The organism is Sphaerisporangium perillae (assembly GCF_023276435.1).
GTDB lineage: Bacteria > Actinomycetota > Actinomycetes > Streptosporangiales > Streptosporangiaceae > Sphaerisporangium > Sphaerisporangium perillae.
In genome coordinates, this window is sequence record NZ_JALLPO010000009.1 from 69,938 (window position 1) to 96,421 (window position 26,484).

Consider the following 26,484-nt stretch of genomic DNA (forward strand, 5'->3'; position numbering starts at 1 on the left):
TCGGCGATCCACGGGGGACACGGGCACGCGGCCTGGACGGGGGTACGGCGCATGCGGTTCCGCTGGACGCATACGACCCGAAGCGTACGGCCATGCGGAACAACGTCCCAAACGGCCCCGGGCTTCCCCTCGGGCCTCAGGCCTGCCGGATGAGGCCGGGCAGCTTGTCGGCGACGGTGAAGCCCGCGGCGGTGAGCGCCGGAGCACCGGGGGTGCTCACGTAGCGCACGATCTTGAAGTCGGCGGCGATCGCGGTCGGCTCCACTTTGAGCAGGAGATATCCCCGCCGCCGCAGGTGGAACTTCAGGTGCGGGTTGGTGTCGAGCAGCGCGTCCCTGGCCCGGTCGTGGTCGTGGCCGTCGCCGCCGCTGCTGATCGAGGTGACGGCCAGCTCGGAACCCACGAGAGGCGAGTCCTCGTCGTCGTAGTCCAGGGCGAGGTCGCCGGCCCAGTGGGAGTGCACGTCGCCGGTCAGCACCACGGCGTTGCGGACCCCGGCGTCCACCCAGCCGCGCGTGACCCTGGTGCGCGATCCGGAGTAGCCGTCCCAGGCGTCCTGCCGCACGACCAGTTCCGGCGGGGGGTACTTGGTGCGCCTGCCGAAGAAGACCTGCTGGCCGATGATGTCCCAGCGCGCCTTGGACTCGCGGAACCCTTCCAGCAGCCACCGTTCCTGCTCGGTCCCGGTGATCGTGCGGCCGGGGTCCTCCGACTTCGGGCACTCGCTGAAGCCGGAGCCGCAGAGGGCGCGGTCGCGGTACTGGCGGGTGTCCAGCAGGTGCAAGGTGGCGAGGCTCCCCCACCTCAGGCGCCGGTAGAGGCGGATCGAGGGGCCCTGCGGCATCGCGCTCCGGCGGAGCGGCATGTGCTCGTAGTAGGCGCGGAACGCGGCCTCGCGCCTGGGCGCCTCCAGCAGGCCCGTCCAGTTGTTGCGGACCTCGTGATCGTCCATGATCGGCACCCATGGCGCCGCCGCGTGGGCCGCCCGCAGATCGGGGTCGGTCTTGTACAGGGCGTGCCTGCGCCGGTAGTCCGTCAGCGTCTTGGCCTCGGGTCCTTCGTGCTCGCGCACGTTGCCGCCGGGGCACGGCTGCTCGTCCTTGCCGTACTCGTAGATGTAGTCGCCGAGGTGCAGGATCAGGTCGGGACGCTCCTGCGCCATCCTGGTGTAGGCGGTGAAGTGCCCGTGCTGGTAGTTCGCGCAGGAGGTCACCGCCATGGTGAGCGTCTTGACGGGCGCGCCGGCGGCGGGGGCGGTCACCGCGCGGCCGATCGGCGAGATGTACGGCCCGGCCTTGAAGCGGTACCAGTATTCGCGGGCCGGCTCCAGTCCGCCGACCTCGACGTGCACGGCGTGGGCCCACTCGCGTACGGCCTCCTCCGTGCCGCGCCGTACGACTTTGGCGCAGGCGGGGTCGGTCGCGACCTCCCAGTAGACCGGCACGGGCACCGGGGGCATGCCACCGAAGCCGTCCTCGGCGAGCGGGACCGGGGCCAGGCGGGTCCATGCCACGAAACCGTCGGGGGCCGGATCGCCACAGGCCACGCCAAGCGTGAAGGGCTCGCCGTAGGGGGCGCGCAGGGGTGGTACCCCCGGCACGCCCGATGCCAGCCCCATCACGAGGAACGATCGCCTGTCGATCACATGACGATCATCAACTATCCACAGCAAACGCCGGGTATAGCCACACCCAGGTCAGAGGGGATATTTCCGGACGATCAGCGCCGATCGGCGCAACGCCTTCCCGGCGGCCGCGGAAGGCGGCACCGGGAAGACGGCACCGGGAAGGCGTGAAGGCTACCAGCCCTGGGTGGCCGGGCGCCGTGACCCGGAGTGGCGTGGGCCGACCCGGGGTGGCGCAGGCCGACCCGGGCCGACCCGGGACGGCTACCAGCCCCGGGTGGCCAGGCGCTCCGACTCGGGGAGGGTCGCCAGGTTGATGCCGACCATGGCCTCGCCCAGGCCGCGGGACACCTTGGCGATCACGTCGGGGTCGTCGTAGAAGGTGGTGGCCTTGACGATGGCCGCGGCCCGCTTGGCCGGGTCGCCGGACTTGAAGATGCCCGAGCCGACGAACACGCCCTCGGCGCCGAGCTGCATCATCATCGCGGCGTCGGCCGGGGTGGCGATGCCGCCCGCGGTGAACAGCACGACGGGCAGTTTGCCGGTCTTGGCGATCTCGGCGACGAGCTCGTACGGAGCGCGCAGCTCCTTGGCGGCGGCGTAGAGCTCGGCCTCGTCCAGGGCGGCCAGGCGCTTGATGTCGCCGCGGATCTGCCGCATGTGGCGGGTGGCCTCCACGACGTTGCCGGTGCCGGCCTCGCCCTTGGAGCGGATCATCGCGGCGCCCTCGGCGATGCGGCGCAGGGCCTCGCCGAGGTTGGTCGCCCCGCAGACGAAGGGAACCGTGAAGGCCCACTTGTCGATGTGGTTGGCCTCGTCGGCCGGGGTGAGCACCTCGGACTCGTCGACATAGTCGACGCCGATGGCCTGCAGGACCTGCGCCTCGACGAAGTGGCCGATGCGGGCCTTGGCCATGACCGGGATCGAGACGGCGGCGATGATGCCGTCGATCATGTCGGGGTCGCTCATGCGCGACACGCCGCCCTCGGCGCGGATGTCGGCCGGAACACGCTCGAGGGCCATGACGGCGACCGCGCCGGCGTCCTCAGCGATCTTGGCCTGCTCCGGGGTGACGACGTCCATGATGACGCCGCCCTTGAGCATCTCGGCCATACCGCGCTTCACGCGGGCGGTGCCGGTGACGGCGGTGTCGGTGACTTCGGGGGTGCTGCTGGACACGGTCTTACCTCACGAGCGCGACAATGGGTTCCCGTCCCATGTTAGGCGCTGATCAGCCCGGCCCTTGACGCTCCAGATCGTCACAAGTTGACGTCGTCTTTGGACATGTTGGACGATCCGGCCCGGCCGGCGGTCCGCCGGAGCGGCGGTCACAGGGAGCCGATCACCGCCGATCATGGCCGGTCGCCGCCGGTCGGACGCGGGGCCGGGCGGCGGCTAGGGCTGTACGGGCTTGGGCGCGGCCAGCACGATCCACACCTGGCCCCGGCTGAAGGTCATCGGCTCGCCGCCCTCGGTGGTGAACATCGTGCCCACCTTCTCCGACGAGCGCGACCATTCCGCCTTGTAGGCCTTGCCGTCGCGCAGGACGACCGCCTTGCCGGTGCCGGTCGTGTGGATCAGCGGCGTGTAGCTGCCGGTGAAGTCGTGGAACTCCGACCTGGTGGTCTTGGCGTACTGGACCACGATGGTGGGGGCGCCCAGCTGGCCGCCCTCGGCCGCCATGTCCTTCTTGCCGTCCTGCGTCACCAGCCAGCGCTTCTGGTCGGCCGACCAGGTGAACGTGAAGCGCGCCGCCGGATATTTTACGTTAAATGACTTTTTGGGGGTTCCGCCAGCGGGCGCGTCCCCGAAGGTGAAGCCGATGTCGTCCGCCTTGCTGGCCTTCGGCGCCTTCGCCAGCAGCTTCTTGGTGTCGGCGAACAGGTTGTAGGGGGCGACGCGGCCCGACTGGCGGAAGTAGGCGCCCGGCGCGGCGCTGTCGGAGACGTCGAACAGCGAGGCTCGCTGCACCAGGGGGACCATCTTGCTCTGCACGCCCGAGTAGGCCAGGGCCGGCTTGCCGAACATCGGCAGCAGGTGCAGGTCGGAGATGCGGGCGCTGCGCACCGGGCCGATCTTCGCGGGGAACTTCGAGGAGAAGACCGCCATGAGGCGGGTCAGGCCGCCCTCGACCTGCTCGATGTATACCAGGTCGGCGCTGCGCAGGCCGAGCTGCGGCTTGCCCGACGAGGTATTCTCGATCTTGACCGCGAGCACCGGCCTGCGGCCCGCCACCGGCTGGCCGGTGAACGGATGCTCGGGCGGCGGGGCAGGCGACGCCGAGGCGGAGGGGACGGGCTCCGCCCCCTGAGCGGCGGGCGAGGCGCCGCCGCCCGAAGACGAGCAGGCCACGGCGGGCGCTAGAACGGCGGTTCCCGCAAGCGCGATGCCAATCACCCGTTTTACCTGCACAGCCCGGCTCCTCCCGATTCTGCATGAAATCGCCATGAGCTTACCGATGGTCGGCAACAGGTTTCCGCAGGTACGGCCAAACTTTCGGTGATTCACAGCTTGATCGGAGCCGGGCCGCCTTTGGAGCGATCCCGGTCACTGACGAACCGCCACCGGCCGAGCCCGCCACCGAGCCCGCCTCCTGCCCTGACCGGATCAGGCCCGGGTCCACGACCTGAAAGGCTGATAGGTCGGGAGCTGAGGGAGTGACGTCAGATACCGATCAGCCGGACTCGGCCGCCGCACAGCTTTGCCATGTCATCGATATCGGAGGTCAGCATCGCCACTGGGCCCGGCTGGCGAAGCGCCGCCTCGGCGACGGTCGCGTCGACCGCGTACTTGTGTCCGTGCAGTCCAGCGCTCTTGAGCAGCTCCGCCGACGCCTTCGCGGCCTGCTCGGTGACCGGCTCCACCTTGACCCGGGACAAGACCCACTGCAGCCGGGGCAGGTTCACCCGTGCGTGCACGACCTCCACGATGGTGTTCGCGCTGACGACGAGGTCCGATCCCATCGCATGGAAGATCTGCAACATCGCGAGCAGCTTACGATCTTGGTTGATCCAGGCCGAGACGCCTTGAGAATCGAGGACGACCGTCTCGACGTGCTCATTCACGCAGCGCTCGCCGGTCCGGTGGCCTCTCCGGCACCGAAGATCCTGCCCTTGGCCGCCGACAGTTCCTCGTCGGTGAAGGCACCGTGCTCCTCCTGGTGCCGGCGCAGGTCGGCCGCGAGGAGTTCGTGCCGGATCTGACGGGCCACCGCCTCGGCCACGTAACCGGACACGTTGTCGGTCAGCTTCCTCAACTCGGCCACCTGCTCTGACGGCAGGGTGACCGTGATGCGCGTGGTACCGGACATGGCACAAGCATACTCCGGTATGCGCCATCCCGGCATAGAGCAGCGATACGCGCCACAAGCCGAACATATGGCGTTGGGCGGCCACGGGGGGAGGGTGTTCAGGCCTGCTGGGCGAAGGAGGTGGGTTCGGCGTCGTCGATCTCGAAGTAGGACGGAGTGTCGGTGTGGCCGGCCAGGCGGAGGGTGCGGGCGAGCCAGCGGCGCTGGGCGCGGCGGGTCACGTCGACGGCGTTGTTGTAGAAACGGCGGGAGTAGATCACCTTGGTCACGGCGGTGTCCAGCTCGGCGATCAGGTCGGACCCGTCCGGGGTCTCGACGAGGCGTTCCCGGAAGCGTTCCTGGTCCATCACGGCCCTGATCGTGCGCGACAGGTCGCTCTCGGCGTGCTCGCGCTCCTCCGGCCCCGCCGTGCGGGCCTCGTGGGTGGCCGCGGCCAGCACCAGGCTCGTCGCGGGGTCCAGCACCCGTGAGGCGGCCAGCTCCATGCAGACGGCGGCCCGGCTGATCAGCGCGGCGTCCAGGGCGGCCCGGGCGGTCTCCAGGCGGATGTGCATCCGGTCGAGCCGCCCGGCCCGCCAGGAGATGTAGACGGCGGCCAGCACGACGACCGCGCCGACCAGCAGGCTGATGGTCATGGTGGTCATGGGTCCTCACCCGGCACGATGAAGTCGATCACGGTCACAGGGCGCATAGGGATCATAGGACAGCGCCGCGCCGTTCTTCTTCGACGCCGCCCGTCGCGGTCGCCGTGACCGTTTCGTAGACGCGCACGACGTCGCGGGCCACGGTGGACCAGTCGTACTTGCGCACGGCCACGCGGGCCTCGTCCGCGAGCTTGACGCGCCGCCCGGGATCGTCGAGGAGGGCCGCGGCCTCGCGGGCGAGGGAGCCGGCGTCGCCGGTGGTGAACAGCGCACCCGCCTGGCCCTCCCCGAGCACCTTGCGGAAGGCGGGGATGTCGCTGGCGAGCACGGTGGCCCCGGCCGCCATGGCCTCGGCGAGCACGATGCCGAAGCTCTCGCCGTGGGTGTTCGGGGCGCAGAAGACATCGACGGAGTGATAGGCGCGGGCCTTGTCCTCCTCGCTCACCATGCCGAGGAGGCCGACCCGGTCGCGCAGCGGCGCGGGGACCTTGGCGAGCACCTCGTCGGCGTCGCCGGGCCCGGCGACGAGCAGCCGCAGGCCGGGACGCTCCGGGGCGATCAGCGCGAACGCCTCCAGCAGCACCGGCAGGCCCTTGCGCGGCTCGTCCATGCGGCCGAGGAACCCGATGACGCCGCCGTCGGGGCCCCACCCGGGCAGGGGCTCGGCGTCGGCGTACCGGCTCACCGTGACGCCGTTGGGGATGAGGACGGCGTCGCCGCCCATGTGCTCCACCAGCGTCTTGCGCGCGGCGTCCGACACGGCGATGCGGCCGGTGATCTTCTCCAGCGCGGTGTGCAGCACCGGCGCGGTGACCGACACGGCGCGCGAGCGCTGGTAGGAGGCGTGGAAGGTGGCGACGATGGGGCCGCGCGCGGCCCAGCAGGCGAGCAGGCCCACCGATGGGACGGCGGGCTCGTGGACGTGGAGCACGTCGAACCCCTCGCGCAGCCACTTGCGCACCCGCCCGGCCGACAGGAAGCCGAAGGCCAGGCGTGCCACCGAGCCGTTGTACGGCACGGGGACGGCCCGGCCGGCCGAGGTCACGTAGTACGGCAGGGGCGCGTCGTCGGAGGCCGGGGCGAGCACCGACACGTGGTGGCCGTCGGCGATGAGCGCCTCGGACAGGTCGCGGACGTGGGCCATGACGCCGCCGGGGACGTCCCAGGTGTAGGGGCAGACCATGCCGACCCTCATGGCGCACTCACCGCGGCCGGCCGGGCCGCCGTCACCTGCACCGCGGCCCCGGATCGGGGCCTCACTTCGGCTTCGGCTTGGCGGAACGCGAGTGCCGTCACCGGGGCTCCAGGTCGTCGAGCCACAGGCGCTGGAGCATGTGCCAGTCCTCGGGGTGCTCGGAGATGCCTTCCTGGAAGACCCGCGCCATGGCCTGGGTCATGATGGCGACCTTCTCCTGACGGCTGCCCTCGGCGGGGACGGGGATCTCCTCGTGGATGCGCACCCCCCAGTCGTCGCCTTCGAACCACAGCGTGGCCGGGTGGAGCGCGGCGCCGGTCTGGATCGCCAGGAGCGCGGGGCCGGCGACCATGCGGGTGCGGCCGTCGAAGAAGTCGACCTCGATGCCCTTCTCGGTGAGGTCGCGTTCGGCGGGCAGGCAGACCGGGCGGCCGGCGCGCAGCCGCTGGGCGAGGGTGCCGAAGGCGTGGGCGGTGCCGCCTCCCTTGGCCGTGAGCGGCAGCACCTCCATGCCGAGGCTCTCGCGGAACGCGACGAACCGCTCGTACAGCGACTCGGGCTTGAGCCGCTCCATGACGGTGGCGAAGGGGTAACCCTTGTGGATCAGCCAGGCGCCTGCGAGGTCCCAGTTGCCCATGTGCGGCAGGGCCAGGACGATGCCCCGGCCGCCGTCCACGGTGGAGAAGATGCGCTCGCCGTCGATGTCGTGCATGCCGGTGAGGATGCGCTCCTTGCTGATCACCGGCAGGCGCAGCGCCTCCAGCCAGTAGCGGAAGTAGGACCGCATGCCGGCCCTGCTGAGGTCGCGGATCGAGGGGTCGGCGACATCCTTGCCCGTGACCCGGGCCAGGTTGGATTCGAGGCGGCGCACAAGCTTGCCGTGCCGCCACCACATGAAGTCGGCGATGGAACGGAAGACCCACGCGGCCACCGGCTCGGGCAGCTTGGGCACGAGCACCCAGCCGAGGTGGAAAGCCCAGGCGACGAGCCGATCAATCAACGCGAGGTCACCCCCAGAAGTGGGTCAGGAAGTCATCGTCGGTGCGAGAGCACGTACGTTCATGTTGGCACCGTCTGGCGGTAAACGTGGAGAATCCGCTGCCCGGCGGTGAACGCGCTCGCGGCGGCGAGGAGCCACAGCCCCGCGGCCAGGATGTAGGGCACCCCCAGGCCGCCGAGACCGGCGGCCACGAGCACGACCAGCAGCCGTTCTCCCCGTTCGGCCAGGCCGACGTCGCAGTTCAGGCCGAGGCCTTCGGCGCGCGCCTTGGCGTAGGACACGACGGCCCCGGCGACCAGGCAGAACAGCGCGACGCCCGCGAGGACGCTCTGGCCGCTGGACATGAACCAGAGGATCAGCCCGGAGAAGACGGCGGCGTCGCCGACGCGGTCGAGGGTCGAGTCGAGGAACGCTCCGAAGGTGCTTCCGGTGCCGGTCATCCTCGCAAGGACGCCGTCGAGCAGGTCCGCCAGGACGAAGACGGTTATGACGACCGAGCCCGCGAACAACTGGCCGCGCGGATAGAAGCCCAGAGCCCCGGCCGCGACCCCGAGCGTGCCGAGGACGGTGATGAGGTTCGGGCTGATCCCCCGGCGGGCGAGCGCCCGGCCGAGCGGGGTGAGCACACGGGTGACGGCGGGGCGCAGGAGCTTCAACATCGCCGTCCGATCGTAGGCCACGTGAGGCAGGTGGTTCGAACGAAGCCCCCCACCCGGCCCCACCAGTGGCTCGACCAGGTTCGGGCGAGCCCGCGGGAGCGCATCGGGTGGCGGAGCCGTGAAACGGGGAAGGTAAGGAGACGAGAGGGGAACGCGCCGTCGAACACACGGGCAAGTTCAGGCGTCATTTCGCGAGCACTTTTGCCTGTTGCCTCTTGTGATCCGCGCCATGGGGGTGAAGGGTGAATGCACCGCGCTCTCTCGGGCGGCGGGCGCGGCGGCGGACGATGTGGCCGCGTGCGGCCGCATCCCACGGCGAGACGCGGGAGGCGACGTGCCGGAGAGAACCACGGGCGGACCATCGGGAGCCGCGGGCAGGGCACCCTCGGCCGACCGGCCGGATGCGGTACGCAATGTCGTGCTGGTCGGCCATTCCGGATCGGGGAAGACGACGCTCGTCGAGGCCCTGCTGGCCGCGACGGGCACCATCCAGCGCACGGGCCGGGTGGAGGAAGGCACCACGGTCAGCGACTTCGACGAGGTCGAGGTACGCCAGCAGCGCTCGGTCAACCTGTCCGTCGCACCGGTGACGCACAACGGCATCAAGATCAACCTGCTGGACACCCCCGGGTACGCGGACTTCGTCGGCGACCTGCGGGCGGGCCTGCGCGCGGCCGACGCGGCCCTGTTCGTGGTCTCGGCGGCCGAGGGCATCGACGGGCTGACGCGCATGCTGTGGGAGGAGTGCGCCGCCGTCGGCATGCCGCGCGCGGTCGTCATCACCAAGATCGACCACCAGCGCGCCGACTTCGACGACGTGGTGGCCACCTGCCAGGACCTCTTCGGCGACGGCGTGGCGCCCCTGTACCTGCCCGTGGTGACCAACGGGCACGTGAACGGCCTGATCGGGCTGCTCTCGCAGAAGTTCTTCAACTACGCCACCGGCACGCGCACCGAGAACGAGCCGGGCGCGGGCTACCAGGAGCAGATCGAGGCCTACCGGGGCACGCTGATCGAGGGCATCATCCAGGAGAGCGAGGACGAGTCCCTCATGGACCGCTACCTCTCCGGGGAGGAGATCGACACCAAGGTGCTGATCGACGACCTGGAGAAGGCCGTGGCCAGGGGCGGCTTCTATCCCGTGCTCGCGACGTGCGCGATGCCGGGCTCCGGCGCGGTGGTCGGCATGCAGGAGCTCCTTGAGGTGATCACCTCGGGCTTCCCCTCGCCGATGGAGCACCCCCTGCCGGAGATCACGACGATCGACGGCCGGCCGGTGCCCGGCCTGGCGTGCGACCCCGACGGGCCGCTCGTCGCCGAGGTCGTCAAGACCACCAGCGACCCCTACGTCGGGCGCATCAGCCTCGTCCGGGTCTTCTCGGGCACCCTGCGGCCCGACATGGTGGTCCACGTCTCGGGCCACGGCCTGGCCGAGCGCGGGCATGAGGACCATGACGTGGACGAGCGCATCGGCGCCCTGTCCTCGCCGCTCGGCAAGCTCCAGCGCACGACCACCAAGTGCGTGGCCGGCGACATCTGCGCGGTCGCCAAGCTCAGCAGGGCCGAGACGGGCGACACCCTGTCCGACAAGGACCACCCGCTGCTGGTGACCTCCTGGGCGATGCCCGACCCGCTGCTGCCGGTCGCCATCCGGGCCAGGTCCAAGGCCGACGAGGACAAGCTGTCGCAGGCCCTCGGGCGGCTGGTGGCCGAGGACCCGACCTTGCGCCTTGAGAACAACGCCGAGACGCGCCAGCTCGTCCTGTGGTGCATGGGCGAGGCCCATGCCGATGTGCTGCTGGACCACCTGGCCAAGCGCCACGGCGTCGAGGTCGAGCGCATCGAGCTGCGGGTCCCGCTGCGCGAGACCTTCGGCGGCAAGGCCCAGGGCATGGGACGCAACGTCAAGCAGACCGGTGGGCACGGGCAGTACGCCATCTGCCACGTCGAGGTCGAGCCGCTGCAGTCGGGCGGCGGGTTCGAGTTCGTCGACAAGATCGTGGGCGGGGTGGTGCCGAGGCAGTTCATCCCTTCGGTCGAGAAGGGCGTGCGGGCCCAGATGGAGCGCGGCGTGCTCGCCGGCTACCCGGTCGTGGACATCCGGGTGACGCTGTACGACGGCAAGGCGCACTCGGTGGACTCCTCCGACATGGCCTTCCAGATCGCCGGGCAGCTCGCCTTGAAGGAGGCCGCGGCCAAGGTGCCCGCGCTGCTGCTCGAACCGGTGGACGAGTTGTCGGTGCTCGTCGAGGACGAGCACGTCGGCGCGGTGATGTCCGACCTGTCCTCGCGCAGGGGGCGGGTCCTCGGCACCGAGCCGGTGGGCACCGGGCGCACGCTGGTCAAGGCCGAGGTGCCCCAGCTGGAGATCACCCGGTACGCCATCGACCTGCGGTCAATGTCGCACGGCACGGGCACCTTCCAGCGGAGCTTCCTGCGGTACGAGCCCCTGCCGTCCCACCTGGCCGACAAGCTCAGGTCGGCCGCGGACTAGTGCTGAACCGATCGCTCCGTTCCCGTCGCGCGTGTCGCGGCGGGAACGGGGCGGGTAAGGCAGTTGTCACCTCGTCCTGGTGGGCGTTCCATGGGCCAGGACGCGCACCGCGGGCCAGCGCGGGGATGCGGGAGCGAACTCCCTGCTCCCGGCGCGATCACGGAGCGGCGGGAGCAGGCCCCGGCTGCGGGACCGGCCGGTTCACCCCCGCCACATCGGCCCCAGAGATCCCGCGAGTCACCCCCGCATCACAATACGATTTCTTTTATCGGGCATTACCATCGCTTTGCCGATGCCAGACTGATGTCCCATGCGAAACGGACATCGGCCTCTGCTCGCCGCCACGACCATGGCGGTGGTCACCACCGGCGTCGCCTACTTCTTCGGTCAGGGCACCGCTCCCGCGGGCGGTGAGGCCAAGCCCGCGGCGCGGGCGGCGGCCCGTCCCGCCGCAGCGGAGGCGTGCCAGGTGAGCCCCAAGTATCCCAAGCGGCAGCTACGCGGCGTGTGGATCGCGACGGTGCACAACATCGACTGGCCGTCTAAGACCGGCCTGGACGCCGCGCACCAGCAGGCGGAGTACGTCCGCATCCTCGACAACGCGGTCAAGCGCAACCTCAACGCGGTGTTCGTCCAGGTCCGCCCGGCCTCCGACGCGATCTACCAGTCCCCCTACGAGCCGTGGTCGCAGTGGCTGACCGGCACCCCGGGCGGCGACCCGGGCTGGGAGCCGCTCCCCTTCCTGATCGCCGAGGCGCACAAGCGCGGCCTGGAGTTCCACGCCTGGTTCAACCCCTACCGCGCGGCCGACAAGGACGACCTGGCCAAGCTGCCGGAGAACCACCCCGCGCGCCTGCACCCCGAGTGGGTCGTCCGGCACGAGGGCAAGGTGTACTACAACCCGGGCCTGCCGGAGGTGCGGTCGTACACCGTCAAGGTGATCAAGGACGTCGTGCAGCGGTACGACATCGACGGCGTGCACTTCGACGACTACTTCTATCCCTATCCCGGCAAGGGCACGAAGTTCGCCGACGCCGAGGCCTTTACAAAGTACGGCAAGGGGATGTCGCTGGCCGACTGGCGGCGCGACAACGTCGACAAGCTCGTCGCCCAGGTCGGCAAGGCCGTCCACGCGGCCAAGCCGTACGTCAAGTTCGGGATCAGCCCGTTCGGCATCTGGCGCAACAAGTCCGACGACCCGTCGGGCTCGGACACCAAGGGCCTGTCGGCCTACGACGCGATCTACTCCGACGCCCGGGCATGGATCAAGGCCGGGTCGGTGGACTACGTCATGCCGCAGCTCTACTGGCCGCGCGGCTTCGCCGCCGCCGACTACGCCAAGCTGGTGCCGTGGTGGGCGGACCAGGTCAAGGGCACCGGGGTGCACCTGTACATCGGCCAGGCGCTCTACCGCGTGGGCACCAAGGACAGCCCGGCCTGGACCAGGGCCGGCGAGCTGCCCGCCCACCTGACGCTCAACCGCGACCACCCCGAGGTCAAGGGGGACGTCTACTTCAGCGCGGCCCAGCTCGGCAAGAACCCGCTCGGAGTGCTCGACAGGATCGTCAGGGACCACTACTCCCGTCCCGCGCTGCCACCCCTTATGAAGGACCGCGGGGGCAGGGCCCCGGCCACGCCGGCCGGACTGCGCCGGTCCGGCGAGGCGCTGCTGTGGCAGGCCTCCGCGGGCGCCCGCGCCTACGCCGTCTACCGGGTGGCGGGGGCGAAGGCCGGCGACTGCGCGACCGCCGACGGCCGCAACCTGCTCGCCGTGGTCCCCGCGACCGGCGCGGCGGAGCAGTCCTACGCCGTCAGGGCCGGCGGCACTTACCTGGTGACCGCCCTGGACCGCCTCGGCAACGAGAGCAAGCCCGCCACCGCCGTCCTTCCCTGACCCCGGCGCGCGTCCCCCGCCCACTCCGGGGGGCGCCGCACGCCGCGGCTTCCAACGATGTTCAACGCGATTCCCTGGACCGGGCGACCTGGTTTCCCGTACGGTTCCAGGGTTCTCAGGTGGAGTCAGGGGAGGTCGTCAGTGGTGAGGCGGGCGCTGAGCGCATTGGCGGTGATCATGTTCGGGCTGATCACGGCCTCCGCCGCCGCGCGGGCGGACGCTCCGGCACAGGCGAATGACGCTCCGGGCCGGGTGGCGTTGATCGGCGTGCCCGGGCTCCACTGGCACGACGTGAACGCCACCGACACCCCGAACCTGTGGCGCCTGGCCGCCCAGAGCGCGGTCGGGTCGCTGTCGGTGCGCACCGTCGGCCGGACGACCTGCCCCTACGACGGGTGGCTGACGGTCTCCTCCGGCGTGCGCTCCTCGGTCGGGTCCCGGTGCGGGCCGCCGCCCGCCGTGGAACAGCAGGGCGGCAAGGGGGTCGTCCCCGGGTTCGACTGGCTGTGGACCGTGCGCGAGGCCACCTACGCCGGAACGCTCGGCACCGCCCTCCACGCCGCCGGCCGCTGCACCATGGCGGTCGGCCCCGGCGCGGCGCTCGCGCTGGCCGACCGGTCCGGAGGCGTCGACGTCTACGCGCCCTCACCCGGCGCGGTCACCGACTGGACGGCCTGCCCCGTGCTGGCCGTCGACGTCGACGACCTGGTCCGTCCCTACATCGACGGGGAGCGGCTGGCGGAGGTGCCGGAGAAGCTCTCCCCCGCCCAGCGCGAGACCGCGATCCAGGCGGCGGACGCCAAGACCGGCGCCGTGCTCGGCGCGCTGCCCCCCGGCACCACCGTGCTGCTGGCCGGGCTGGCCGACCACGGCTCCGAGCCGCACCTGCGGGTCGCCATGTGGCGGGCCGACGGCGCCGAGGGCCACCTGCTCGGAGCGGCGTCGACCCACCGGGACGACATGGTCATCCTGCCCGACGTCACCGCGACGATCCTCAAGGCCGCCGGAGCGGCCGTCCCGGCGACCGTCATCGGGGCGCCCTGGAGCGCGAGCCGCACGTCGACCGTCGAGGACGGCGCCGCGGAGCTGCGCCAGGCCGACATCGCCGGGCAGACCATCCGGGGCGTCGGGGGGCCGTTCTTCACCGGCCTCGCCGTGCTCCAGGTGCTCTTCTACGCGGTCGCGTTCCTGCTGCTGCGCCGCCGCCGCGGCCTCGGCGGGGTGCGGGTCGCCGCGATCGGCCTGGCGTCGCTGCCGGTCTCGACCTACCTGGTGAACCTCACGCCATGGGAGCGCGCGGCCGTGCCGGCGTTCACGCTGGTGTCGGGCGTCCTGCTCTGCGCCGCCGCGCTGACCGGGATCGCCCTCGCCGCTCCGGCCCTGTGGTCGCGGCTGCGCGGCCGCCCCGGAGCGGCCGGCGTGCTCGGGCCGCCCTCGGTGGTGGCGGGCGTCACGGCCGCCGTGCTGGTGGGCGACCTGCTGACCGGCACGCCGCTGCAGCTCAACAGCATCATGGGCTACACCGGCGTCGTCGGGGCGCGGTACTACGGCCTCGGCAACATCCCCTTCGCGCTGCTCGCCACCGCCGTGCTCCTGCTGACGACGGCGGTCGCCGACGGGCTCGTGCGGGCGGGCCACCGCCGGGCGGCCATCGCCCTGGTGGCCGGGCTGGGCGGCTTCGCGATGATCCTCGGCGGCTGGCCCGGGGTCGGCAGCGACTTCGGCGGCGTGATCGCCTTCGTGCCGGGCATCGCGGTCACGGCGCTGCTGGTGGCCGGCAGGCGGGTGTCGGTGGTCAAGCTCGGGGCCTTCTGCGCGGCGGGCGGCGTGCTGGTGATGGGCATCGCCTATCTCGACCACCTGCGGCCGCCCGCGTCCCAGACCCACCTCGGGCGGTTCGCGGGTCAGGTGATCGACGGGACGTTCCTGCCGGTGATCCTGCGCAAGCTGGCGGCCATGCTCAGCACGCTGCTGTCGCCCAACCTCATGCCGATCGTCATCGCCGCCTTCGCGTTCCTGGTCTTCGCGCTGCTGCGCCCGGGCACCGCCAGCGCCGGAGTGCTGCCGGTGGCGTTCGAGCGCGCGCCGATGCTGCGCGCGGGCCTCATCGGAGCCCTGGTCAGCGGCGTGGTCGGCATGCTGGTGAACGACTCGGGCGCCGCGGTGCTGTCGATGGCGCTGGCGCTGGCCGTCCCGCTCGTGCTGTCGGCGGGCATCCGCGCGCTCGCGCCGGGGTCGTCGCCGCGTCCCGCTTCTCCGGTGCTGAGCCCCCTGACGACCTGAGCTCTGACGACCTCACACACTGGCGGCCTGAGACCCATGAGACCGCTCAGGCCCGGAGCGGGCCCTGATCGCGGGTCCGGCGGTCAGCCGGCCGGCCAGGCGTCGGCGAGCAGGTCGCGGGTGTCCTTGAGGAGCTGCGGGAGCACCTTGGTGTGGCCCACCACCGGCATGAAGTTCGTGTCGCCGCCCCAGCGGGGCACGACGTGCTGGTGCAGGTGGTTGGCGATGCCGGCCCCGGCGACGTGGCCGAGGTTCATGCCGACGTTGAACCCCTGCGCGCCGCTCGCCTTCCGCAGCGACAGCATCGCGCGCTTGGTGAAGTCGGCCAGCTCGGCCGTCTCGCCCGCGTCCAGATCGGCGTAGTCGGCGACGTGGCGGTACGGGCACACCATCATGTGCCCGGAGTTGTACGGGTAGAGGTTGAGCACCGCGAACACCGAGGAGCCGCGAGCGACGATGAGCCCGTCCTCGTCGCTCATCTCGGGGATCTCGCAGAACGGGCAGCCGTCACCCGGGCCCGTTCCGGTGGGCTTGTTCTCTCCCTTGATGTAGGCCATGCGATGCGGGGTCCACAGACGCTGGAAGTTGTCGGGATCTCCGGCACCGGGCTGCTCAATCGGCTCCTGCATGCCTTGCAGCATAGGGCGCGGCATCGGGACGGTGACGACCGGGCACGTCCCGCAAGAGGCGACGAACCGGGCGGGTTTCCGGCAGAATCCCACACGGGCGGCAAGCCGGACAGGCAGGACGGGGAGCCGCCGCCTGGACCCCGCTGGCATCCACCACCGTCACGTTCGGCTGCTCCAACGAGCCGACGGCTACGGCCACACCACCCACCCCGAAGCGCGGCACCGTACCGCGTCTCCTCCCGCCGGAAGGCGGGGGGCATCCACGCCGGAGGTACTCAATGACCGACACCGTCTCCACCGAGGAATCGGAAAACGGCATTCACGAGGGGTACGCGGAGTCCTCGCAAGCGGCTCCTGATGACGTGCTCGCCTCGTCCTTCCCCGAGAACGGGCGTTCCCTCCAGGAGTCGCCGCTCGGCGGATCCACCAGGCCCGCGGGCGCCGGCGCGAGCGGCCCCGGCCTGATCGTCGACGAGTCCGACAGCGGGGCCGGAGTCAGGGGACGCATCAAGGTCGCCGACGAGGTCGTGGAGAAGGTCGCCGCCCTCGCCGCGCTCGAGGTCATGGGGGTCGCCGACCTGGGCGGGGACTTCGAGCGGGCGCTGGAATCGGTGCGCGACCGCATCGGCATCGGCGCCAAGCGCCCCAACCAGGGCGTGCGGGCTCGCATCGACAACCGTCAGGTCGCCGTCGACGTCACCATCGTGATCGAGTACGGCCACATCGTCATGGAGGTCGCCGGCGACGTCAAGGTCAACGTGGCGCGCACGGTGAGCCACATGCTCGGGATGCGGGTGGTGGAGGTCAACGTGACCGTGGACGATGTACGGCTTCCGGACGAGGAGCGGCCGGCCGGGTCCGACGACGAGCACGCCGAGGCCTTCTAACGGAGCGGCGGCCGAACGCCCGGACGTCGGACGCCCGGGCGTTCGGTCACGCGGTCAGACCTGGACGCGCCGCTCGACGGCGTCGACGATCTCGGCGATCGCCTGCTCCACCGGGACGCCGTTCTTCTGCTCGCCGCTGCGGTAGCGGAAGGAGACCGCGCCCGCGGCGATGTCCTCGTCGCCGGCGAGCAGCATGAAAGGCACCTTCGCCTTCTGCGCGTTGCGGATCTTCTTCTGCATGCGGTCGTCGGAGGAGTCGACCTCGACCCGGATGCCCCGCTCGCGCAGCTTCTTGGCCACGTCGCCGAGGTAGGACACGTGGGCCTCGGAGATCGGGATGCCGATCACCTGGACGGGCGCCAGCCAGGGAGGGAACGCCCCGGCGTAGTGCTCCACCAGGACGCCGAAGAACCGCTCGATCGACCCGAACAGCGCACGGTGGATCATGACGGGACGCTGGCGCGACCCGTCGGCCCCCTGGAACTCCAGCTCGAAGCGCTCCGGCAGGTTGAAGTCGAGCTGGATGGTCGACATCTGCCAGGTGCGGCCGATGGCGTCGCGGGCCTGCACGGAGATCTTCGGCCCGTAGAAGGCGGCGCCGCCGGGATCGAGCACCAGCTCGAGCCTCTCGGACTCGGCGACCTCGCGCAGCGTCTCGGTCGCCTCCTCCCAGTCCTCGTCGGTGCCGACGAACTTGACCGGGTCCTTGGTCGACAGCTCCAGGTAGAAGTCGTCGAGCCCGTAGTCGCGCAGCAGGGCGAGCACGAAGCGCAGCAGGGACTTCAGCTCGTCGCGCATCTGGTCGCGGGTGCAGTAGATGTGCGCGTCGTCCTGCGTCATGCCGCGCACGCGGGTGAGGCCGTGCACCACGCCGGACTTCTCGTAGCGGTAGACGGTGCCGAACTCGAACAGGCGCAGCGGCAGCTCGCGGTAGGACCGCCCGCGCGACCTGAAGATCAGGTTGTGCATGGGGCAGTTCATCGGCTTGAGGTAGTAGCGCGCGCCCTCGAGCTCCATGGGCGGGAACATGCCGTCGGCGTACCAGTCGAGGTGGCCGGAGATCTGGTAGAGGTTCTCCTTGGTGATGTGCGGGGTGTTCACGAAGGAGTAACCCGCCTCCTCGTGCCTGCGCCGGGAGTAGTCCTCCATGATGCGGCGGATCACGCCACCCTTGGGGTGGAACACCGCGAGACCCGAGCCCAGCTCGGTGGGGAAGGAGAACAGGTCGAGCTCGGCGCCCAGCTTGCGGTGGTCGCGCTTCTCGGCCTCCTCCAGCCGCTTGAGGTACTCGTCCTGCTTGTCGCGGGACTCCCAGGCGGTGCCGTAGATGCGCTGGAGCTGCGGGTTCTTCTCACTGCCCCGCCAGTACGCGCCGCCGGAGCGCATGAGCTTGAACGCCGGGATCCCCCGGGTGGAGGGAAGGTGCGGGCCGCGGCACAGGTCCTTCCAGCACAGCTCGCCCGACTTGGGGTCGAGGTTGTCGTAGATGGTGAGCTGGCCGCCGCCGACCTCCACGCTCTCCTCGGCGTCGGCGCCGCCCTTGAGCCCGATGAGCTCCAGCTTGTAGGGCTCGGCGGCGAGCTCCTCGCGCGCGGCCTCGTCGGAGACGGCGCGCCTGGCGAAGGTCTGGCCCTGCTTGACGATCTCGCGCATGCGCTTCTCGACGCGCTTGAGGTCGTCGGGGGTGAACGGCTGCTCGACGTCGAAGTCGTAGTAGAAGCCGTTCTCGACCGGCGGCCCGATGCCGAGCCGGGCGCCGGGGAAGATCTCCTGCACGGCCTGGGCCATCACGTGGGCGGTGGAGTGGCGCAGGATCGCCCGCCCCTCCTCGCTGTCGATGGCGATGGGCTCGACGATGTCGCCGTCGGCGACCAAGGTGGCCAGGTCGCGCGGCTCCCCGTTGATCTTCGCGGCGATGACGGTGCGGCCGTCGGCCGCAAGCGCCTCGCCGGCCGTCGTACCGCCCGCCACCACACGCTCGGCTCCGGCGAGGGTGATGCGTATTTCGAGGGCGGCAGACACGATTGCTCCAAGGAAGTCGTGGACGGGATTGCTCCGGTTGTCGTGCCCGATGCTACCGGGAAACCGGCTCCGGTCATCTCCGGTCCCTACGCCTTGCGGCGGCGGTCCAGCGGCTGCGCGCCGAGCGCGGTGAGCTGGGCGCGGGTGCCCCGGAAGACGTTGCGGTCGATGGGGCCGTGCGCGTACTGGTGGATCGTCCACCTGTTCCAGGGCGGCGGCACGAGGGGGCGGCCCTTGGGGTGGCTCGGCGCGGCGATCCACAACGGGTAGTCCTCCAGCCCCTGGCAGTACCCCTTCTTGGCGAACGACAGGAACGTGTAGATCAGCGGCCGGACGCCGGTGCACAGGGTCAGCACCCGGCACCAGCGCCGGGCGAACGCGGCGACCTCCTGGGGCGGCAGGTGCCCGGAGTGCTCGAGGTCCAGGGCGATCAGGTCGCCCCGGCGCAGGCCCCCCGCCGCGTCGAGGACGTCCAGGAAGTGGCGCACCTGGTCGTCGGGGTCGCCCTTGGGGTGCCCGAAGTGGTAGGCGCCGCAGACCAGCCAGTTCTCCCGCATGGCCGCCCAGTTGCGGGCGAACCACTTGTCGGTGAAGCGCGTCCCCTCCGTCGCCTTGGCGAAGCCGAAATCGACGCCGTCGCCGGCGTGTTCCGCCCAGTCGACGGCGCCCTGCCAGTTGGACACATCTATGCCGTGCAGCATGAGGGTTCCCACACTCCCCCGAGATTCGGCCCCCGGGGGAGTTTAGTGATGACCGCCCCCGCGAGCGGCCGGGACACGCCCGGGGAGCCCTCCCGGGCGGGCGCCGGGAGGGCCACGGCCGCCGGGCGGGCCACCGATAGGGTTGCGGAATGGAGCCCGATGGAGTGGCCAGGCTGCTGGCCGAGGCAGGGGTGGACGCCAGACGGTTCCGCGCGGCTCTGGCGCTGCTGTGCGACGGCGCCTGGTGGACCCTCGCCGACCTGGTACGGGAGAGCGCGACCTCCCGGCGCGGCGTGGAGGCGCTCCTGCGCGAGATCGGGCCGCAGCGGTCCGGTGAGCGGTTCCGGCTCACGCCCGCGCAGGCCGGCGCGTGCCGCGCCCTCCTCCAGGACGGCTCTCCCGGTCCCGCCGACCCGGTCGCCCACCTGCTCCCCGCCCACGCCGAGGTCGTCGAGCGCATGGAGCGGCTGATCGAGGGGGCGCCCCGGGCACGGCAGGCGCTCGACCACGTGGCCGCGACGCCGGAGACGGTCGTGCGCAGGGCGCTCCTGCTCGGCGCGCGGTTCTGGCTGCCGGGGGCGCGGCTGCTGTGCGTCGGCGATCATGACCTGACCTCGCTGGCGGTCGCGATGATCCATCCGGGCGTCCAGGTGACCGTGGTGGACGTCGACGACCGCATCCTCGCCTACATCGACGACCAGGCGCGGAGCCTGGACCTGGACGTGCGCGCCCGCTGGGGCGACCTGCGCCTCGGCCTGCCGCCGTCGGCGCGCGGCCAGGCCGATCTGGCGATCACGGACCCGCCGTACACGCCCGAGGGCGTCGGGCTGTTCGTGGCCAGGGCGGCCGAGGGGCTCGCCGATCCCGAGCGGGGCCGGGTGCTGCTCGCCTACGGGGCGAGCGAGCGCACCCCCATGCTGGCGCTGAAGGTGCAGAGCGCCCTGCACGACCTCAACCTCGTCCTGGAGGCGATGTATCCGGACTTCAACCGGTACTTCGGGGCGGAGGCCATCGGCTCGGCCGCCGACCTCTACGTGCTGCGCCCCACCACCAAGACCCGCCCGGCGATCGCCGCCCGGGCCGACGGCTACGGCACGGCGATCTACACCCACGGCCCGCAGTCGGTCGAATCCCGCCCGGCCGGCTCGCCACAGGGCGCGGGACCCGATCGGTCCCCCGGGGCGCCGGGCCCGGCGTCCGGCCCCCCGGCGGCCCCGGAGCAAGGGTCAGGTCCCTTCCTGGAAGAGGGCTTCGCGCCGGAGGTGCTGGTGGGCGACTGGCCGAAGGACGTGCTCCCCCGGGTTCCAAGGGCCAGGCACTCCACCTGGCTCGCCAAGCCCTACGCCGCCTCCCCCGCCCGGGTCGCGATCACGGTGCCCGCGGGGCTGGAGGCGGCGCTCCCCCGCCTGCTGCTCGCCACCCGCGCCCGCCAGGTGCGGACCTTCCTCGCCGGGCCCGCGCCCGGCCTGCGCGCCCTGTCCCCGCTGTACGAGATCACCGTCACCGGGCAGGCCGTGGACGCCGTACGGCTGCCGGCGCCGCAGGACGAGGCGGGCCGGCTGCTGCGGGGCATCCTGGACAACGCCCACGGCAAGCTCGCCAACACCTGGCGGGAGGGCCTGACCAGAGCGCGCGGGCACCTCACCAGGAAGCAGGCCAGGGCGCTGGTCTCGCGGGCGGCCCCCTGGGCGGGGGAGGTCACGCTTCTCGAGCTTCCCGAGCACCGCCTCCGGGGCCTCGGCGAGGCGGTCGCCGCCTCGCTGCGCCTCGCCGATGAGGTGCCCGAGGCCCCGCACGACCCGGCCGATGAGGTCACGGCGGCCGTCCACCAGCCGGCCGCCGCCCGCGAGGGCCACCGCCGCTGACAGTGGCCGGGGCCGGGTTCCGGGCACCTCGCCGCGTGAGAGATGGTTGAGGGAGGAGACCGGCAGGAGGTGCTGTCATGCAGGCCAAACAGTGGACCGTGGAGATCTACATCACCGAGGACGACAACGACGACCGCACAGTCGCCCGCGCCGTCCTGCTCACTCGTGGAGGCAGAAGGCACGAGAGCGTCGGGTACGCCCGGCGCAACCCCGTCGACCGGCCCGTGCCGGAGATCGGTGACGAGCTGGCCGCGGGCCGGGCGCTCGCCGACCTGGCCGACAAGCTGACCGGGGACGCCGCCGAGGACGTCGCCCAGCTCGCCGGGCAGGCCAGGCGCATGTGACCCACCGCCGCAGGGGCGAATGTCCTCCTCATTCGGGACCTACGGCCTGTGTCCGCGGCGCATGCCGTGGCATCAGATGAAGGTGAAGGTTCGACAACCCAGGGAGGTTCTCATGGCCATGCCGACGCGCAGGGAGTCCAGAGGCCTGGTACCGGATCTACTGGACTGGCTGGAGGCGCCCTTCGCGGGAGCCGGCCGGCCGTACTCGGGCGCCCAGATGGTGCGGTTCGAGGACACCGTCAGGGACGGTCACTACATCGTCCGCGCGGAACTGCCCGGCATCGACCCCACGAAGGACGTCGAGGTCGTCGTCTCCAATGGCGTGCTGACCATTCGTGGCGAGCGCAAGGAGGAGCGGTCCGAGCCGCACCGCACGGAGTTCAGGTACGGCGAGTTCAGCCGGTCCGTGCCGCTGCCGCCGAACGCCGGGGAGAAGGACGTCAAGGCCGTCTACCACGACGGGATCCTGGAGGTGGACATCCCGCTGGCGGAGGAGAAGCAGGAGACCAAGCGCGTGCCGATCGAGAAGACCGGCTGACGTCAGGCCTCGTCCCGGGCCCGGCCCGCCTTCGCGCGCCGGGCTCTGCGGGCGTCGCGACACGTCCTGACCAGGGACTTTCGTCCCTTCCAGAACGGCGAGCCGGCGGTTACGGTCCCAATATGATTCGGGTGTTCCTCCTGGACGACCATGAGGTGGTGCGGCGCGGTGTGGCCGCCCTGCTGTCGTCCGAGGGCGACATGGAGATCGTCGGCGAGGCCGGCACGGCGGAGCAGGCCGTGGCCCGCATCCCCGCGCTGAAGCCGGACGTCGCGGTGCTGGACGTGCGACTGCCCGACGGCGACGGCGTCGAGGTCTGCCGCGAGGTGCGTTCCAAGACGCCCGGGCTGGCCTGCCTGATGCTCACCTCCTTCGCCGACGACGACGCCCTGTTCGACGCGGTCATGGCCGGGGCGGCCGGCTACGTGCTCAAGCAGATCCACGGGTCCGACCTGGTCGGCGCCGTGCGCACGGTGGCGGGCGGCCAGTCGCTGCTCGACCCCGAGACCACCGCCTCGATGCTGCGGCGCCTGCGCGACCAGGCCGACCGGAAGAACCCGCTGGCCGCGCTCACCGGCCAGGAGCGCCACATCCTGGAGCTCATCGGCGAGGGCCTGACCAACCGGCAGATCGGCGAGCGGCTCTTCCTGGCGGAGAAGACGGTCAAGAACTACGTCTCGAACCTGCTGGCCAAGCTCGACATGCAGCGCCGCACCCAGGCGGCGGCCCTGGCGGCGCAGCTCAAGGCCGACCGCCGCGGCTGAGGCGTGCCTCAGGGCCCGGCGGAGGCGCCCTGCCGGGCGAGCGGGACGCGCCAGCACACCCGCGTGCCGCCTTCCTCCCCGGTCCGGACGTCCAGGGACCCGCCGAGCAGCGCGGCCCGTCCCGCCAGCGTGCGCAGGCCGTGGTGGCCGGCGGGTGAGGGGCCGGCGCCGTTGTCGCGGACGAGGAGGGTCAGCCAGCCGCCGGCGGCCTCCACCCGCACGTCGGCCCGGGACGCGCGGGCGTGGCGCACCACGTCCGACAGCGTCTGGCGCAGGACGGCCAGCAGCAGCTCGGCCGGCTCCGGCGGCACCACGTTGTCGATCGGCCCCTCCATGCGAAGGCCCGGCATGAAGCCGAGGTGCCGCCGCGCCACCGCGACGAGCTCGACGATCCGGCCGCGCAGGCACGGCGCCGTCACGCCGGGCGGCGTCTGGAGCGCGAAGATGGTCGAGCGGATCCGCCGGATGGTGCCGTCCAGCTCGTCGATGGCGTGCCGGATCCGGGAGGAGGCCTCCGGCCGGTCGACCAGGCGGACCGCGCCCATCAGCGTCATGGCCACGCCGAACAGCCGCTGGATGACCACGTCGTGCAGGTCCTTGGCGATGCGGTCGCGGTCCTCCAGCAGGATCAGCCGCTCGGCGTCCTCGCGGGCCTCGGCCAGCTCCAGGGCGAGGGAGGCCTGCCCGGCGAAGGAGTGCAGCATCCGCACGTGGGGCCGGTCGAACGGCGCCCGGCCGGGGCGCCTGCCGAGGGACAGCACTCCTCGCACGGCTCCCGCGGCTCCCAGCGGCACCGCCACGGCCGGCCCTCCGCGCACCCGGTCGCAGGTCACGGCGGTGGTCTCCGTCTCAGCCCGGTCCACCACGACCGGCTCGCCCCCGGTGAACGCCCGTCCGGCCGGTGAGCCGGCGACCGCGACCTCCACCGGTGTGATCTCCTCTGCGGCCACGCCTTCGGCGACCGTGACGCACAGCCTCGCGCCGTCGGGCGAGGGAAGGAGCACCACCGCGATGTCGGCGCCGGTCATCTCGCGTGCCCGGCGGGCGACCAGAGTGAGGACCTGCTGGGAGCCGGCCCCCGACAGCAGGGTGGTGGTCACCTCCGAGGACGCCTGGAGCCACACCTCGCGCCTGCGGGTCTCCTCGTACATCCTGGCGTTCTCGATGGCGACACCGGCCGCCGTGGCCAGGGTGACGACGACGGCCTCGTCCTCCTCCTCGAAGTCGCCGCCGCCGCGCTTCTCGGTCAGGTAGATGTTGCCGAAGACCTCGTCGCGCACCCGGATCGGCACGCCGAGGAAGGAGCCCATCGGCGGGTGACCAGGCGGGAAGCCGTAGGACTCGGGGTGCTCGGCGATGTGGTGGAGCCGCAGGGGCCGGGGCTCCTTGATCAGCAGCCCGAGCAGGCCGAGCCCGTGGGGCCAGTGCTCGATCCTGGCGATCTCCTCCTCGGTCAGTCCCACCGGGACGAACTGCACCAGGGTGTTCTCCTGGCCGATCAGGCCGAGGGCGCCGTAGGTGGCGTCCACCAGGGTGGTGGCGGTCTCCACGATGCGGCGCAGGACGGTCTGCAGGTCCAGGTCGCTGCCGACGGAGACGACCGCGTCCAGCAGCGCGTGGACGCGGTCGCGGGTGGCGAGCACGGTGTCCAGCCGGACCCGCAGTTCCGCGAGCAGCTCGTCCAGCCGCATCTGCGGCATGAGCGAGTGCGGTCGGTCATCCGCCATACAGGAAGTGTCCCCACCGCACCTCCGCCTCGAATCTGGACGACAGGCATGTTCGGAACATTTATCTATAAATCGGATGGTCCTTGACCGTTGCCCTGCGGGCCGCGGGCGATCATCTCCGGGTTCCCGGCGCTCGCCGGGCGCCAGGCGTACGGTCCCCGGGGCCGGACCACCGCGACGGGACAGCGGGCATGCTGGAGCACGCCGTACCCGACCGAGCCCCGCAGGGCCGGACCGCGCCGCGCGCGCGCGCCGGAACCGACGACCACCAGGTCGGCCTCCCGCGACGCGTCCGACAGGGCCGGGACCGGATGCCCTCGCACGGCACACCCGTCGATCCGGACGCCGGGATGTCTCTCCTGCCAGACCGCGAGGCTACGCCGCACCTCCTGGGACACCTCCACCAGCGCCTCGGCCACACCGCCCGCGTGCGCGGTCGCGTAGGGCGCGAACGGCGGCGTCCGCCAGGCGTACAGGACGCGCACCCGCGCCCCGCGCAGCCTGGCCTCCTGCACGGCGTACTCCATGGCGGCCTCCGACAGCCGCGATCCGTCGAAGCCGACGACGATCTCGCCGTGCCGGGTCGGCGGGGAGCGCCGCACCACGACCACCGGCCCCACGGCGTGCCAGGCGACCGACCTGCCGACCGAGCCGAGGACCACCCCGGCGACGCCGCCGAGCCCCGTGCTGCCGAGGATGAGCTCGTCGGCCTCCTCCGACTCGGTTCGCAGCCTCTCCGAGGCGGAGCCGGTGACCATGGCGGCGCTCACGTCGATGCCGGGCGCGTAGCTGTGCACCCAGTCGACGGTGGCGGCCAGCACCGCCAGCCAGTACGCCGGCAGCGAGTCCTGCGACCTCGGAGCCGCCTTGAACGGGAAGTCGTAGGACCACGGCTCGCGCACGTGCACGATCCGCAACCGCGCCCCCCTGCGCATGGCGTCGTCGGCGGCCCACTCCACCGCGGCCGCCGCCGACGGCGAACCGTCGACCCCGACGACGATCTGTCCGGCCATGCCGCACCTCCCCCACGCACCCGTCGCTCGCCGCCCCCCGGCCGGGCGGGTGCTCCTTCCACCATCACACGGCCCCACGCCGCCCGGCACCCCACCCCGCGGGCCGGGCACGCCGCTTCGCGGGCGCGGGGGAGGTGCGCGAGGTCCGGCGCGGGAGGTGTCAGATGTACAGCGGTGGCACGGTGATCAGGTCGTCGGTCTCGTAGCCCAACCGGTCGTCGACCTCGATGACGCCATCGATCCCGTGGATGCCCTGGACGACCAGCGCGATCTGCGAGCGCCGCGGGACGGTGCCGCCGATCGACACCAGGCCGTGATCGACCACGACCGACAGCGACTCCGGCTCGACGCCGGCCCGGCGGATCGCCTCCTCGACGTCGGCGCGCACATCGGAGGGCGGCCGGACGAAGATCCTGAGCAGGTCGGACTGGTGGACCGTACCGACGATCTTGCCGGTGACGCCGTCCACGACGGGAAGCTGCCTGATCCGGTGCTCGTGCATGATCCGGGCCGCGTCCCTGACGGGCGTCGCCTCGGTGACGGTGATGGCCGGACTGGTCATGACCTGGGCCGCCGTGCTGCCCGCGGCCTTCGCGCGCTCCCTTCGCCTGCCGAGGCCGCCGAACACGGTCCCGCCGCCCGGCGCGTCGATCTCCTTCAGCAGCAGGTCGTCCGCGGACACCACCCCTACCGGCCGCCGGTCCGGATCGATCACCGCGACGGCGCCGACCTTGAAGCGGCGCATCGTCTCGACGAGATCTGCGAACGAGGTGTCCAGCCGTACCGCGATGGCCACCTTGCCCATGACGTCACCGACATTCATGATCATGGCTGCCTCCCCTGCCCCCCGGCTCCGGTTCCGATTCCAGCATCCCGCTCCTCGCGGCGGGG

Annotated in this window: 23 protein-coding genes; 8 read left to right on the forward strand and 15 right to left on the reverse strand. The window is 71.8% G+C overall.

What is annotated here, in order from left to right:
* Positions 1-136: 136 nt before the first annotated feature.
* The 9 genes from MYF83_RS10765 to pgsA form a co-directional block, all read right to left on the reverse strand.
* Positions 137-1,645 (reverse strand): alkaline phosphatase D family protein, encoded by a 1,509-nt coding sequence (locus MYF83_RS10765; protein ID WP_248960103.1) that lies wholly within the window; start codon positions 1,643-1,645, stop codon positions 137-139.
* Positions 1,646-1,888: 243 nt separating this feature from the next.
* On the reverse strand, positions 1,889-2,803 hold the full coding sequence (gene pdxS / locus MYF83_RS10770; protein WP_308201431.1) for a pyridoxal 5'-phosphate synthase lyase subunit PdxS: 915 nt from the start codon (positions 2,801-2,803) through the stop codon (positions 1,889-1,891).
* 216 nt (positions 2,804-3,019) lie between these two features.
* Complete coding sequence (locus MYF83_RS10775; RefSeq protein WP_248960104.1) at positions 3,020-4,021, reverse strand: DUF3048 domain-containing protein; 1,002 nt, start codon at positions 4,019-4,021, stop codon at positions 3,020-3,022.
* 266 nt (positions 4,022-4,287) lie between these two features.
* Positions 4,288-4,689, reverse strand: coding sequence for a PIN domain-containing protein (locus MYF83_RS10780; RefSeq protein ID WP_248960105.1), 402 nt, complete (start codon positions 4,687-4,689; stop codon positions 4,288-4,290).
* Positions 4,686-4,934, reverse strand: coding sequence for a type II toxin-antitoxin system CcdA family antitoxin (locus tag MYF83_RS10785; protein ID WP_248960106.1), 249 nt, complete (start codon positions 4,932-4,934; stop codon positions 4,686-4,688). Before MYF83_RS10785 ends, MYF83_RS10780 begins: the two co-directional genes overlap by 4 nt.
* 98 nt (positions 4,935-5,032) lie before the next feature.
* Positions 5,033-5,578, reverse strand: a complete 546-nt coding sequence (locus tag MYF83_RS10790; RefSeq protein ID WP_248960107.1) for a hypothetical protein — start codon at positions 5,576-5,578, stop codon at positions 5,033-5,035.
* Between the two features lie 52 nt (positions 5,579-5,630).
* Complete coding sequence (locus MYF83_RS10795) at positions 5,631-6,773, reverse strand: glycosyltransferase family 4 protein (RefSeq protein WP_248960108.1); 1,143 nt, start codon at positions 6,771-6,773, stop codon at positions 5,631-5,633.
* A 97-nt stretch (positions 6,774-6,870) separates the two neighbouring features.
* Entirely contained in the window at positions 6,871-7,773 is a 903-nt protein-coding gene (locus MYF83_RS10800; RefSeq protein ID WP_248960109.1) for a phosphatidylinositol mannoside acyltransferase, read from the reverse strand.
* Positions 7,774-7,832: 59 nt separating this feature from the next.
* Positions 7,833-8,432 (reverse strand): phosphatidylinositol phosphate synthase, encoded by a 600-nt coding sequence (gene pgsA / locus MYF83_RS10805; RefSeq protein ID WP_248960110.1) that lies wholly within the window; start codon positions 8,430-8,432, stop codon positions 7,833-7,835.
* A 334-nt stretch (positions 8,433-8,766) separates the two neighbouring features.
* On the opposite strand from pgsA, the gene MYF83_RS10810 reads away from it, so the two are divergent.
* The 3 genes from MYF83_RS10810 (at position 8,767) to MYF83_RS10820 (ending at position 15,103) form a co-directional block, all read left to right on the forward strand.
* A complete protein-coding gene (locus tag MYF83_RS10810) occupies positions 8,767-10,926 on the forward strand; it encodes an elongation factor G-like protein EF-G2 (protein WP_248960111.1) in 2,160 nt (719 codons plus the stop codon).
* A 310-nt stretch (positions 10,927-11,236) separates the two neighbouring features.
* Positions 11,237-12,820, forward strand: coding sequence for a glycoside hydrolase family 10-like protein (locus MYF83_RS10815; RefSeq protein WP_248960112.1), 1,584 nt, complete (start codon positions 11,237-11,239; stop codon positions 12,818-12,820).
* 144 nt (positions 12,821-12,964) lie between these two features.
* Entirely contained in the window at positions 12,965-15,103 is a 2,139-nt protein-coding gene (locus MYF83_RS10820; RefSeq protein ID WP_248960113.1) for a hypothetical protein, read from the forward strand.
* A gap of 83 nt (positions 15,104-15,186) precedes the next feature.
* Here MYF83_RS10820 and MYF83_RS10825 read toward each other — a convergent pair whose 3' ends face one another.
* Positions 15,187-15,732: an HIT family protein gene (locus MYF83_RS10825; protein WP_372500130.1), complete on the reverse strand. Its 546-nt coding sequence runs from the start codon at positions 15,730-15,732 to the stop codon at positions 15,187-15,189.
* A 278-nt stretch (positions 15,733-16,010) separates the two neighbouring features.
* Between MYF83_RS10825 and MYF83_RS10830 the strand changes: the two genes are divergently transcribed.
* A complete protein-coding gene (locus MYF83_RS10830; RefSeq protein WP_248960114.1) occupies positions 16,011-16,619 on the forward strand; it encodes an Asp23/Gls24 family envelope stress response protein in 609 nt (202 codons plus the stop codon).
* Positions 16,620-16,673: 54 nt separating this feature from the next.
* On the opposite strand, the gene thrS is transcribed toward MYF83_RS10830, so the two are convergent.
* Entirely contained in the window at positions 16,674-18,641 is a 1,968-nt protein-coding gene (gene thrS, locus MYF83_RS10835) for a threonine--tRNA ligase (RefSeq protein WP_248960115.1), read from the reverse strand.
* Between the two features lie 86 nt (positions 18,642-18,727).
* Positions 18,728-19,342, reverse strand: coding sequence for a glycoside hydrolase family 25 protein (locus MYF83_RS10840; RefSeq protein ID WP_248960116.1), 615 nt, complete (start codon positions 19,340-19,342; stop codon positions 18,728-18,730).
* Positions 19,343-19,491: 149 nt separating this feature from the next.
* Between MYF83_RS10840 and MYF83_RS42550 the strand changes: the two genes are divergently transcribed.
* The 4 genes from MYF83_RS42550 to MYF83_RS10860 all read left to right on the forward strand — a co-directional run bounded on the left by MYF83_RS42550 (position 19,492) and on the right by MYF83_RS10860 (position 22,853).
* Positions 19,492-21,207: a bis-aminopropyl spermidine synthase family protein gene (locus tag MYF83_RS42550; protein ID WP_279339384.1), complete on the forward strand. Its 1,716-nt coding sequence runs from the start codon at positions 19,492-19,494 to the stop codon at positions 21,205-21,207.
* A 77-nt stretch (positions 21,208-21,284) separates the two neighbouring features.
* A complete protein-coding gene (locus MYF83_RS10850) occupies positions 21,285-21,551 on the forward strand; it encodes a DUF1876 domain-containing protein (RefSeq protein ID WP_248960117.1) in 267 nt (88 codons plus the stop codon).
* Positions 21,552-21,663: 112 nt separating this feature from the next.
* Positions 21,664-22,089, forward strand: coding sequence for an Hsp20/alpha crystallin family protein (locus MYF83_RS10855; protein WP_248960118.1), 426 nt, complete (start codon positions 21,664-21,666; stop codon positions 22,087-22,089).
* 122 nt (positions 22,090-22,211) lie between these two features.
* Complete coding sequence (locus tag MYF83_RS10860; RefSeq protein WP_248960119.1) at positions 22,212-22,853, forward strand: response regulator transcription factor; 642 nt, start codon at positions 22,212-22,214, stop codon at positions 22,851-22,853.
* Positions 22,854-22,861: 8 nt separating this feature from the next.
* Here the strand turns inward: MYF83_RS10860 and MYF83_RS10865 are convergent, their stop codons facing one another.
* From MYF83_RS10865 to MYF83_RS10875, 3 genes are all read right to left on the reverse strand, one after another.
* Positions 22,862-24,580, reverse strand: a complete 1,719-nt coding sequence (locus MYF83_RS10865) for a GAF domain-containing sensor histidine kinase (protein ID WP_248960120.1) — start codon at positions 24,578-24,580, stop codon at positions 22,862-22,864.
* A gap of 65 nt (positions 24,581-24,645) precedes the next feature.
* Complete coding sequence (locus MYF83_RS10870) at positions 24,646-25,593, reverse strand: universal stress protein (RefSeq protein WP_248960121.1); 948 nt, start codon at positions 25,591-25,593, stop codon at positions 24,646-24,648.
* 160 nt (positions 25,594-25,753) lie between these two features.
* A complete protein-coding gene (locus MYF83_RS10875; protein WP_248960122.1) occupies positions 25,754-26,422 on the reverse strand; it encodes a CBS domain-containing protein in 669 nt (222 codons plus the stop codon).
* Positions 26,423-26,484 lie beyond the last annotated feature (62 nt).